Below are 12,248 nucleotides of genomic sequence, written 5' to 3' on the forward strand. Positions count from 1 at the left end.
CCATATTTAGGAACATTACGCAGAAATGATGAATGTTTTTGATGCACTAATAAAGAAAAAAATGATCAATATAGAGTCTTTGATTAGATAATTCGATTTCTAGGGGTGAATTAACCATGATCTTGTATATATCAGTAACTTTATGGACAAAATCATCCGAAAGACTAAAGCGCTTCAACTAGCATGAGAAATTAGAAATCAGGTACAATTGGCGGGATTAATTTTGTGTTTGGTGTATTTGAAGGCCAATACATACATTCTTTGTTAAAAATAGGCCTGCCAGGAGTTATCCCCGCATGAGTGCCATTACTCCATACGATTGGGCAATTATTGCCTTCGTGATCGGCGTTACATTTCTTTGCGTTTTTATGCTCACTGTTCCCTTACTCCTAGGGGGTAAAGCATGGGGACGTGCGAAGCAAGAGCAGTTTGAGTCAGGTGTAGTTGGTGCGGGCGGTGCTCGTATCCGCTTGTCTGCCAAGTTCTATTTAGTTGCAATTTTCTTTGTGGTTTTCGATCTGGAAGCCCTCTATCTCTACGCTTGGTCAACTTCAGTTCGTGAAGTCGGTTGGGTTGGTTTTGCAACTGCCGCAGTCTTTATTCTAGTTTTATTAATTGGTTTGATTTACGAACTTTCAACAGGCGCACTCAACTGGGCTCCTTCTGATCGCCGTAAAGCTGCTGGTGTTAAAACTAATATCGGTTCGCCAAATATGAACATTGCTGACATTACCCGATTCAATAACATTGAAGAGTTGGTTGTCGATCCTACTGGTCATATTCCAGCACAGTCTTCTGGTCGTGTTAAATCTAAAACACCGACTACCTCAACATCTGAACAGGAGTAAGTCGGGATGAAATATACTTTAACCCGTGCGAATCCGGATGCCGATCAATATCCATTACAAGATCGTCAAATTGTCACTGATCCCCTTGAGGAAGAAGTTAATAAAAGTGTGATGATGACACGTCTTGAAGATGTGTTGCATACAGCGGTGAACTGGGGGCGTAAAAACTCTTTGTGGCCATTTAACTTTGGTACTTCATGCTGCTACGTTGAATATGCAACCACATTAACGGGTGTACATGACTTGTCACGTTTTGGTGCCGAGGTTATTCGTGCTTCACCGCGTCAGGCAGACTTGATGATTGTTGCAGGGACCTGCTTTGTCAAAATGGCACCTGTAATTCAACGTTTGTATGAACAAATGCTTGAGCCGAAATGGGTCATCTCAATGGGTGCTTGTGCTAACTCTGGTGGTATGTACGACATCTATTCTGTGGTTCAAGGTGTAGACAAAATTATTCCTGTTGATGTGTACATCCCAGGTTGCCCACCTCGTCCAGAAGCATTGATTCAAGCATTGATGTTACTTCAAGACCAAATTCAACTAGAGCGCCGTCCACTTTCAGCGGTTATTGGTGATGATCTTCAGCCTGTGTATAAGCCAAAGATGATGCCAGAACGTGACCGTAAAAATGCTGAACGTATTGCGGTGAAAAACTTACGCTCTATGGATGATATTAAATAATTTTAACGATGAGTTTTTGACGTATCCCGTGATGGATATGGTCATCGGAAAAATTGCCAGAATTTGTATTAAATAGGAAGCCAAGCCAATGGCTGAAACTGACATTGCTATGCCAGAATCAACTCCAGTTGATTCACGCCCAGCATTTGCAATCGTAGAAGAGCTCAAAACCAAATTTGGTGAGAACTTTTACGTGCAGGCGACTTTTGAAGAGTTTCCAACAGTCTGGGTTGAGCGCGCACGCGTGCAAGAAGTCCTTATGTTCCTCCGTAAAGTGGAACGTCCTTATGTCATGCTGTTTGACTTGTCTGCGGTAGATGAGCGTTTACGTGTTCACCGCGATGGTTTGCCAGCATCTGACTTCACCGTGTTCTATCATTTGTTATCGCTTGAGCGTAACAGTGACATCCGTATCAAAGTTGCGTTGAATGAAAATGATTTAAGCATTCCAACTGCAACCAACATTTGGCCAAACGCCAACTGGTACGAGCGTGAAGCTTACGATATGTTCGGTATCGATTTCGCAGGGCATCCAATGCTCCGTCGTATCTTGTTACCAACCTATTGGGAAGGTCATCCGTTACGTAAAGAATATTCTGCGCGTGCGACAGAATATACGCCGTACATGCAAGACCAGGCAAAGCAAGATTTCGAACAAGAACACTTACGCTTTGTGCCAGAAGACTGGGGTCTAAAACGCGGTAATGATGACGAAGACTTCATGTTCCTGAACTTGGGTCCTAACCATCCATCTGCGCACGGTGCGTTTCGTGTGGTCTTACAGTTAGATGGCGAAGAAGTCAAAGACTGTGTACCTGATATTGGTTATCACCACCGTGGTGTGGAAAAGATGGCTGAACGCCAAACATGGCATTCATTCATTCCTTATACGGATCGTGTTGACTACTTGGGTGGTTGTGCGCAAAACATGCCATACGTGATGGCTGTTGAGCAAATGGCAGGGATTAAAGTTCCTGAGCGTGCACAAGTCATTCGTGTCATGTTGAACGAATTATTCCGTATCAATAACCACTTATTGTTCTGTGGTACAGCGATTCAGGATGCGGGTGGTATGACTCCTGTATTCTATATGTTCGCAGACCGTCAAAAAGTCTATGACATCGTTGAAGCGATTACGGGTTACCGTATGCATCCAGCATGGTTCCGTATCGGTGGTACAGCACACGACCTTCCAAACAACTGGCAAAAGCTTGTTAAAGAATTGCTCGAGTGGATGCCGAAGCGTTTGAACGAGTACTACACTGCTGCACTTAAAAACTCAGTATTTATTGGTCGTACGCGTAACGTTGCGCAATACGATGCTAAATCTGCGTTGGCTTGGGGTGTAACGGGTACAGGTTTACGTGCGACGGGTATCGATTTTGATGTTCGTAAATATCGTCCATACAGTGGTTATGAAAACTTCGACTTTGATATTCCAGTGGAATATGAAGGCGATGCATACGCACGTGTCTTGGTTCACTTCCGTGAAATCACTGAATCATTGAAAATTATTCAACAGTGCTTGGATAACATGCCATCTGGTCCATATAAAGCGGATCATCCATTGGCTGTTCCACCACCAAAAGACAAGACATTACAAGATATTGAAACCTTGATTACTCACTTCTTGAGCGTATCTTGGGGTCCTGTAATGCCAGCAGGCGAGTCTTCATTTATGACTGAAGTTGTGAAGGGTGCGAGTACGTACTACCTCACTTCGGATAAGTCAACCATGAGTTATCGTACGCGTATTCGTACGCCAACGTTCACGCATTTACAGCAAATGCCATCTGTGATTAACGGCAGTCTGGTTTCTGACTTGATCATTTATTTGGCGACCATTGACGTGGTTATGGCTGACGTGGATCGCTAGGGGTAAACGATTATGATGATTTTGACTGATAAAAAACCACGTGTGAATGTTGAAGGGATTTTGACTACTGACGAAATCCATGAGATTGAACATCACATTGGTCATTACCCATACCCACGTGCTGCATCTCTGGATGCATTGAAGTGTGTACAGCGCCGTAATGGCTGGGTAGATGACGCACAAATGAATGCGATTGCACAATTGCTCAGCATGAGTGTGGCAGATCTGGAAGGCGTAGCAACGTTCTATAACCGTATCTACCGTCAACCTGTTGGCCGTCACGTAATTTTATTGTGTGACTCGATTGCATGCTTCTTGATGGGTGCAGAAACTTTGGCAGAAGCGTTCCAGCGCGAGTTGGGAATCCAGTATGGACAAACCACAGCAGATGGTCGTTTTACCTTGCTCCCAATTTGCTGTCTAGGCAACTGCGATAAAGGGCCAACCTTAATGATTGATGAGGATACCCACGGTTTAGTGGATGTGTCATCAGTTAAACAGTTATTGGAGAAGTATGTATGAATACTGAACCAAAACCAATTTATGGCGACGGTAATCCAGAAACTCATCCGCTGACTTGGCGTTTGAGCAAACAAGATGCAGTACGTAATGCTGACGAGTACGAAACACTAGAAGGCTATGCAGGCTTTAAAAAAGCACTGAGCATGCCACCAAAAGATGTACTTGAAGTCATTAAAGCTGCGACGGTAAAAGGTCGTGGTGGTGCAGGTTTCCCGGCAGGGATCAAATGGTCATTGATGGCGCCAAACGATGGTGGTCCTCGCTATTTGATCTGTAATGCCGATGAAATGGAACCGGGTACCTTTAAAGACCGTTTGTTGATGGAAAAACTTCCACATCAATTGATCGAAGGTATGTTGATCGCTGGTTATACCCTAGAGGCAACTCAAGGTTATATCTTCATCCGTGGCGAATATATCGAAGCAGCTCAATACTTAAATGAAGCATTAGAGCAAATCCGTGCTAAAGGTTACCTAGGCGAAAATATCCTCGGAACTGGCTGGAACTTTGATTTACACGTTCATACCGGTGCAGGCCGTTATATTTGCGGTGAAGAAACTGCATTGATTAACTCGCTTGAAGGCCGTCGTGCCAATCCGCGTACTAAGCCACCATTCCCGCAAGTTGCAGGTGCATGGGGTCGTCCAACGATTGTAAACAACGTTGAGACCTACAATAACTTGCCAGCAATCATGTTGCGTGGTCCTGAGTGGTATATCAACCTTTCAGCAGGTAAGTCGAAAGATCCAGGCACCAAGATTTATGGTGCATCAGGTAAAGTCAAATTTCCTGGCCTTTGGGAACTTCCATTCGGTACAACTGCGCGTGAAGTGATTGAAGAACATGCTGGCGGTATGCGTGATGGTTTGACCTTGAAAGCCTGGTTACCAGGTGGTGCATCAACTGACTTCTTGGCAGCTGAACACATTGACCTACCAATGGATTCTGAAAGCATCATGAAAGCAGGTTCACGTTTAGGTACGTGTCTGTTGATGGTGGTTGATGAAACTCAATGTATGGTCTCTGCTACACGTAATTTAGAAGAATTCTTTGCGCGTGAATCATGTGGTTTCTGTACGCCATGCCGTGATGGTTTACCTTGGGCAGTTAAAGCGCTTAAAGCACTGGAAACAGGCGAAGGTAAGAAAGAAGATATCGACCATTTACAAGAGCTTACTCGTAAATTATGGATTGGTAAAACTTTCTGTGCTCACGCACCAGGTGCGATGGAGCCGCTTATGGGCGCACTTAAATATTTCCGTAGCGAGTTTGAAGCAAAGGTTAAAACCCATGCTCCAGCTCTAGACGTAGAACAAGCTTAAGGAATTCGACTATGGCTACAATTCATGTCGATGGAAAATCGTATGAAGTCAACGGCTCAGAAAACTTGCTACAAGCATGTCTCAGCCTTGGCATCGACATCCCGTATTTTTGTTGGCACCCATCCTTAGGTTCTGTTGGTTCTTGTCGTCAATGTGCGGTGACTCAGTATGCGAATCCTGAGGACACACGTGGACGCTTGGTGATGTCATGTATGACACCTGCTGCCGACAATACCTATATCTCGATTGAAGACAAAGAAGCAACGGATTTCCGTGCATCGATCGTTGAATTCTTGATGACGAATCACCCACACGACTGCCCAGTCTGTGAAGAAGGTGGTCATTGTCATTTACAAGATATGACGGTGATGACTCAGCACGATCGTCGTCGCTACCGCTTTACCAAACGTACTCACTATAACCAAGAGTTAGGTTCGTTTATTGCGCATGAGATGAACCGTTGTATCGCTTGCTACCGTTGTGTGCGTTACTACAAAGATTATGCTGGCGGTACTGACTTTGGTGTTTATGCCAATGCTTCACGTGTGTATTTCGGTCGTCCAGAATCAGGCACTTTAGAATCTGAATTCTCGGGTAACCTGACTGAAGTCTGCCCAACAGGTGTATTCACGGATAAGACGCATTCGGCACGCTACAACCGTAAATGGGACATGCAGTATGCGCCAAGCGTATGCTTCGGCTGTTCTTCTGGTTGTAACATCTCTCCGGGTGAGCGTTATGGCGAAATCCGTCGTGTTGAAAACCGTTTTAATGGTTCAGTCAACCAATACTTCCTTTGTGATAAAGGCCGTTTTGGTACAGGCTATGTGAACCGTGAAGATCGTCCACGTCAACCTCAATTCCGCAATGGCGAAACCGTTGCGACCGTGAGTGTGGATCAGGCACTTGATCAGGTGATTGCTCAACTTCAAGGTAAGAAAGTGTTAGGTATTGGTTCACCACGCGCAAGCTTGGAATCAAACTACGCACTTCGAGAACTGGTTGGACAAGACAACTATTCAACAGGTATGTCTCAAAAAGACCAAAACCTAGTTGAGTTAGCTGCATCAATCATGCAAACACAGGGCATCTATAACCCGAACATGCGTGAAATTGAAAGCTATGATGCCGTGTTGATCTTGGGTGAAGATTTAACTCAAACTGCGCCACGTATGGCTTTATCTGTTCGCCAAGCTGCGAAAAATAAAGCCAAAGAAATGGCTGCTGCAACACGTACGCCAGACTGGTTAGCTGAACCTGTTCAACGTATTGGTCAAGATGCAAAATCACCAATTTATATCCTTGCTGCAACGCAAACGCGTTTAGCAGATGTTGCAACAGGTGAAGTGGTTGCATCTCCAAATGACATCGCACGTTTAGGTTTTGCGGTTGCTGCTGCTGTTAAAGGCGAAGCGCTTGCTGGTTTAGCTGATGATGCAAAAGCATTTGCACAAACCATTGCGGATACCTTGAAAGCTGCGAAAAAGCCATTGATTATCTCGGGTACCAGCTTACAAGATCCTGCCATCATGGAAGCTGCGGCTCAAGTTGCGCAAAACCTCGGTGAACATGCAGGTTTGTCATTGACTGTTCCTGAAGTGAACTCAATGGGCTTGGCACTGTTTGGTGGTTTAAGTTTAGAACAAGCATTTGCACAAGATTATGATGCTGTCGTTGTCATTGAAAATGACTTGACTCGTCGTTTGCCAGTGGCTCAAGTGAAAGCTGCATTTGACAAGGCTGAAACTGTGATCGTACTCGATCATAGTGAAACTGAAACCTTGAAACTTGCAGATATCGTACTTTCAGCAGCAAGTTTTGCTGAGGGTGATGGTACTGTGGTGAGCCAAGAAGGCCGTGCACAACGTTTCTATCAAGTGTATGACCCAAGCTACTACAAGCCTGAATATGCGATCAAAGAATCTTGGCGCTGGTTACATGCCATTGAGACGGGTCTTAAAGGCAAAGCTGTGGACTGGACTTTACTTGATGATGTGATTGATGACATCGTGAAGAATGTTCCTGTGCTTGAAGCGATTCAAGATGTTGCACCTGATGCGGGTTATCGTATTCACGGTTTGAAGATTGCGCGTGAACCACGTCGTTACTCTGGCCGTACAGCAATGCGTGCGCCGTTATCGATTCATGAGCCTAAACAACCGACTGATCCTGATTCAGCATTAACGTTCTCAATGGAAGGTTATGTGGGTAATCAGACAGCATCGTCATTGGTACCTTTCGCATGGTCTGCGGGCTGGAACTCACCACAAGCTTGGAACAAATACCAAGATGAAGTGGGCGGTCATTTAAAAGGTGGTGATTCAGGTGTTCGTTTATTCGATCGTTTAGCAAAACGTCCTGCACGTAGCTATGTCGCGCCGTCAGCTGTGGTTGTGAATCCTGAAAGCTTCCGTCTTGTGCCAATGCACCATATTTTTGGTTCTGGCGAATTCACCATTAAAACACCTGCGATGGAATCTCGTATTCCTGAAGCAATGTTTGCTGTGGGTGAGCAAGATGCGACACGTTTAAATGTTCAGGATGGTCAACGTATTACCGTGAAAGCGGGCGAGACCAGCATCAGCTTACCTGTACAAGTGATCGAATATTTACCAACAGGTTATATCGGTTATCCAATTGGTCTGGCACCAACAGTTTCATTGGCAGAGCCTGTTTCTGTGGCGGTAGGAGTGTAATTCATGAATCAAGAAATTATACGTCAAACGCCACTTTGGGCTGAGAACTGGCCAATCGCTTATTCAGTGATTCAAGCCATTGTGATCTTGCTGGTGGTGGTTTTGGTTGCTGCGTTAATGTCATTTATTGAGCGTCGTCTCTTGGCATTATGGCAAGACCGTTATGGTCCAAACCGTGTTGGTCCGGGGGGTATGTTCCAGATCGTTGCCGACATGCTCAAGATCATGTTCAAAGAAGACTGGACACCAAAGTTTGCTGATAAGTTGACTTTCCGTTTAGCACCAGCAGTTGCGATGGCAACTGCGGTACTTTCGTTTATGGTTATTCCAGTAAGCCCTACACTGGGTGTTGCGGATATGAGTATCGGCCTATTGTTCTTTATGGCAATGGCGGGTATCGCAGTCTATGCAGTGCTATTTGGTGGTTGGGCATCTAACAACAAATACTCATTACTCGGTGGTCTGCGTTCTGCTGCTCAAACCATTTCTTATGAAGTGTTCTTGGGTATCTCGTTGATGGGTGTGGTTGCGATTGCAGGCTCATTCAACATGCGTGAGATTGTTGAAGCACAACGTGATATGTGGTTCATCATTCCTCAATTCTTAGGCTTCCTGATCTTCGTTGTTGCTGGTGTTGCAGTCACGCATCGTCATCCATTTGACCAACCAGAAGCTGAGCAAGAATTGGCTGAAGGTTACCACGTAGAATATGGTGGTATGAAGTGGGGGATGTTCTTCGTTGCGGAATATGTCAACGTGGTATTGATCTCTGCTTTGATCGTGACTTTATTCTTCGGCGGATGGCTTGCACCATTTAATCTGGAAATTCCATTTGTTCCACCATTATTCTGGTTCATTATCAAAACAGCATTCTTTGTGATGATGTTTGTCTTGGCACGTGGTTCGTTAATGCGTCCTCGTTATGACCAAGTGATGAACTTTGGTTGGAAAGTTTGTTTGCCATTGGCGTTGGTCAACTTGTTAGTGACTGGTGCTGTGATTCTGATGAATCAGGCCTAGGACAGCAGGGAGTACAAAATGTATAAAATTCTAGCTGGCTTTGGATCGATTGTACGTTCGTTATGGATGGTGTTCAGCCATGTAACGCGTAAACGTGACACGATCTTATATCCAGAAGTACCAGGTGAACAAATTGCACCTCCACGCTATCGTGGTCGTATCGTGTTAACACGTGATCCAGATGGTGAAGAGCGTTGTGTGGCATGTAACCTTTGTGCGGTTGCTTGTCCTGTTGGCTGTATTTCATTACAGAAAGCGGAAAAAGAAGATGGACGTTGGTATCCAGAATTTTTCCGTATCAACTTCTCACGCTGCATTTTCTGCGGTATGTGTGAAGAAGCTTGTCCGACCACTGCGATTCAAATGACACCAGATTTCGAACTCGGTGAATATGTACGTCAAGATTTGGTATATGAGAAAGAAAACTTACTCATCTCTGGACCAGGTAAATATCCTGACTACAACTTCTACCGTGTCACTGGTATGGCAGTAAGCGGTAAAGAAAAAGGTCAAGCACAAAAAGAAAGTGCACCAGTTGATGTACGGAGCTTATTACCATGATGTGGCCATTTTATTTGATGGCACTCGTGGCCATTGTTTCGACAGTACGTGTTGTGACCAACACTAATCCTGTGCATGCATTATTAAGTTTGATCGTTTCTCTTCTTGCTGTTGCAGGCATTTTCATGATCGTAGGCGCGCCATTTGCTGGTGCGCTTGAGATCATCGTTTATGCGGGTGCAATCATGGTCTTGTTCGTCTTCGTTGTCATGATGTTGAATCTTGGCCAGGATACGATCGAACAGGAAAGCAAATGGTTGACCTCAGATGCATGGGCATATCCTGCACTCATGAGCTTCTTGTTGGGCTTAATCCTTGTATGGATGTTAGGCGGTGAATACACCACAATTTCTGCGCCAATGGGTACAGAAGTTGTTGGCCCTAAAGCAGTCGGTCAAGCACTATTTACTCACTATCTATTATTGGTAGAAGTTGCCGCGATGTTATTGCTTGCAGCACTAGTTGCAGCATTCCACTTAGGCAAACGTGAACCAGGTGCAGAAGAGGATAAAGAATAATGGGACACATCCCTTTAGAACATGGTTTGATCGTTGCAACCATCCTTTTTGCACTCGGTTTTTACGGTGTAATGGTGCGACGCAACCTATTATTTATGCTAATGAGCCTTGAAATCATGATGAATGCTGCTGCGTTGGCATTCGTTTTGGCAGGTAGTGTTTGGGCACAGCCAGATGGACAAGTCATGTTCATCCTGATTCTGACCCTTGCTGCAGCAGAGGCATGTATCGGTCTTGCGATCGTCCTTCAGTTTTATCATCGCTTCCATCATCTGGATGTGGATGCTGCTAGTGAGATGCGCGGATGAGTACATTATATTTAACCGTTTTATTCCCGCTCATTGGTTTTATCCTTTTAGCGGCAGGGCGTGACAAACTTTCTGAAAATGTAGCTGCCATTATTGGTGTCGGTTCAGTCGGTTTATCTGCGTTATTTGCTTTAATTGCTGGTCTTGCATTTACCAGCAGCGGTCAAACCGTTTTTGTTCAGCACTTATGGACGTGGTTCAGTGTTGGCGGTTTTGAGCCAGGTATCAGCTTGCACCTTGATGGCTTGTCATTATTGATGACAGGTATGGTCACTGGTGTTGGCTTCCTGATTCACATTTTCGCATCATGGTATATGCGTGGTGAAGAAGGCTATGCGCGTTTCTTCTCTTATTTCAACCTGTTCGTTGCCAGCATGTTGTTGTTGGTATTGGGTGATAACCTTGCGTTATTGTTCTTGGGTTGGGAAGGCGTAGGTCTGTGCTCATATCTCTTGATTGGTTTCTACTACTCAAACCCTGCAAATGGTTGGGCAGCAATCAAGGCATTCACGGTAACACGTGTGGGTGACGTATTCTTACTCATCGCATTGTTCCTGCTTTATCAACAGTTTGGTACTTTGAATATTCAGTACATTGTTGAAAATGCAGCAACTGTGATGACGCAAAGCTCCTCATTGTCAATCTGGACAGCATTGATGTTATTCTTGGGTGCAGCAGGTAAATCTGCGCAAATCCCATTGCAAACATGGTTGGCAGATGCGATGGCTGGTCCTACACCAGTATCTGCATTGATCCACGCTGCGACCATGGTAACAGCGGGTGTGTACTTATGCTGCCGTATGTTCTCTGTGATGGAAATGGCACCAGAAGTGATGCAGTTCATCTCGATTACAGGTGCAGTGACCTTGCTTGTGGCTGGTTTTGCCGCATTGGTTCAAACCGATATCAAACGTATTCTGGCTTACTCAACCATGAGTCAGCTCGGTTATATGTTTATGGCGGTGGGTGCTGAAGCGTACCAAGCAGGTTTATTCCACATGCTTGCTCACGCATTCTTCAAAGCATTATTGTTCCTTTCTTCAGGTGCCGTAATTCTTGCATGTCATCACGAACAGAACATTTTCAAAATGGGTGGATTACGTCACAAGATTCCATTCGTATTCTGGTGTTTCGTGATCGGTGGTGGCGCATTGGCAGCACTTCCAATCGTAACGGTTGGCTTCTTCTCTAAAGATGCGATCTTGGGTGCGGTATATGCTCAATCGACCATTGCAAACCTTCCGCTTTACAATACCTTGTACTGGGTAGGGGTTGCGGGCGCATTCTTAACGTCTATTTATACATTCCGCTTAATCTGGGTCGTATTCTTCGGCGAAGAGAAAACGCATGCACATGCCATTCATGGTGTAACTTATTGGGGCCCGCTTGCGATTCTTGCTGCACTGTCAACAGGTATTGGTTACTTCTTACAAGCACCAGTTGCCAAGTTATTGACGGCTGCAAATATTCCAAGTTTTGTGATTCCTGAAACATTAGAAGCTGCTGTTTCTCATGCTGAACATTTAGCAAGTGGTGTTGCCCTTGTTGGTCTGGCTGTAGGTATCTTCTTGTTTGCCTTTGCGTATGGTGCAGTTAAATCATTTGCTCAAAGTTCTTTGGGTTCTGGTTTGGCGCATATTTGCCGTACTGCATTTGGTTTTGATGCTTTGTATGACATCGTATTTGTAAAACCTTACTTATTGATTGCGAAAATTTTAGGTCGTGATCCAGTTGATGGTCTATGGTTAGTACTCCCTGCAATTGTGAAGGGCGGTAATAGCTTTACAAGTTCGCGTCAAACAGGTTCATTACGTGAATACGCATCAAGCATGTCACTCGGCGTAGTGGTGTTATTGATGATCTTGATCGTGATTCAGGTTGTGGGGAAATAAA

The 12,248-nt window shown here is 44.8% G+C and carries 11 protein-coding genes; all 11 read left to right on the forward strand.

Translation table 11 applies throughout. The annotated features are described in order from the left end of the window. Positions 1 to 296: 296 nt before the first annotated feature. The 11 genes from PJ15_RS11385 to nuoL all read left to right on the forward strand — a co-directional run bounded on the left by PJ15_RS11385 (position 297) and on the right by nuoL (position 12,247). On the forward strand, positions 297 to 848 hold the full coding sequence (locus PJ15_RS11385) for an NADH-quinone oxidoreductase subunit A (protein ID WP_004770765.1): 552 nt from the start codon (positions 297 to 299) through the stop codon (positions 846 to 848). Between the two features lie 6 nt (positions 849 to 854). Next, positions 855 to 1,532 (forward strand): NuoB/complex I 20 kDa subunit family protein, encoded by a 678-nt coding sequence (locus PJ15_RS11390; RefSeq protein ID WP_004655450.1) that lies wholly within the window; start codon positions 855 to 857, stop codon positions 1,530 to 1,532. An 88-nt stretch (positions 1,533 to 1,620) separates the two neighbouring features. Further along, entirely contained in the window at positions 1,621 to 3,408 is a 1,788-nt protein-coding gene (gene nuoC / locus PJ15_RS11395; protein WP_004770766.1) for an NADH-quinone oxidoreductase subunit C/D, read from the forward strand. Positions 3,409 to 3,420: 12 nt separating this feature from the next. Then, the gene (gene nuoE, locus PJ15_RS11400; protein WP_047430889.1) at positions 3,421 to 3,930 is read left to right on the forward strand and encodes an NADH-quinone oxidoreductase subunit NuoE; all 510 of its coding nucleotides are present in this window, start codon (positions 3,421 to 3,423) and stop codon (positions 3,928 to 3,930) included. After that, positions 3,927 to 5,252 carry an NADH-quinone oxidoreductase subunit NuoF gene (nuoF, locus tag PJ15_RS11405; RefSeq protein WP_005228924.1) on the forward strand — a complete coding sequence of 442 codons (1,326 nt, stop codon included), beginning with the start codon at positions 3,927 to 3,929 and terminating at the stop codon, positions 5,250 to 5,252. Before nuoE ends, nuoF begins: the two co-directional genes overlap by 4 nt. A gap of 11 nt (positions 5,253 to 5,263) precedes the next feature. Further along, the gene (gene nuoG / locus PJ15_RS11410; protein WP_047430892.1) at positions 5,264 to 7,948 is read left to right on the forward strand and encodes an NADH-quinone oxidoreductase subunit NuoG; all 2,685 of its coding nucleotides are present in this window, start codon (positions 5,264 to 5,266) and stop codon (positions 7,946 to 7,948) included. A gap of 3 nt (positions 7,949 to 7,951) precedes the next feature. Next, positions 7,952 to 8,968: an NADH-quinone oxidoreductase subunit NuoH gene (gene nuoH, locus PJ15_RS11415; protein WP_004770773.1), complete on the forward strand. Its 1,017-nt coding sequence runs from the start codon at positions 7,952 to 7,954 to the stop codon at positions 8,966 to 8,968. 18 nt (positions 8,969 to 8,986) lie between these two features. Continuing rightward, on the forward strand, positions 8,987 to 9,529 hold the full coding sequence (gene nuoI, locus PJ15_RS11420) for an NADH-quinone oxidoreductase subunit NuoI (RefSeq protein WP_004655439.1): 543 nt from the start codon (positions 8,987 to 8,989) through the stop codon (positions 9,527 to 9,529). Beyond that, positions 9,529 to 10,047: an NADH-quinone oxidoreductase subunit J gene (nuoJ, locus tag PJ15_RS11425; RefSeq protein WP_171062196.1), complete on the forward strand. Its 519-nt coding sequence runs from the start codon at positions 9,529 to 9,531 to the stop codon at positions 10,045 to 10,047. Before nuoI ends, nuoJ begins: the two co-directional genes overlap by 1 nt. Next, on the forward strand, positions 10,047 to 10,355 hold the full coding sequence (nuoK, locus tag PJ15_RS11430; protein WP_004770776.1) for an NADH-quinone oxidoreductase subunit NuoK: 309 nt from the start codon (positions 10,047 to 10,049) through the stop codon (positions 10,353 to 10,355). The genes nuoJ and nuoK overlap by 1 nt, the downstream gene beginning before the upstream one ends. Next, entirely contained in the window at positions 10,352 to 12,247 is a 1,896-nt protein-coding gene (gene nuoL, locus PJ15_RS11435; protein ID WP_004770778.1) for an NADH-quinone oxidoreductase subunit L, read from the forward strand. Before nuoK ends, nuoL begins: the two co-directional genes overlap by 4 nt. Position 12,248 lies beyond the last annotated feature (1 nt).

This window comes from Acinetobacter sp. neg1, assembly GCF_000788125.1.
GTDB classification, from domain to species: domain Bacteria; phylum Pseudomonadota; class Gammaproteobacteria; order Pseudomonadales; family Moraxellaceae; genus Acinetobacter; species Acinetobacter vivianii.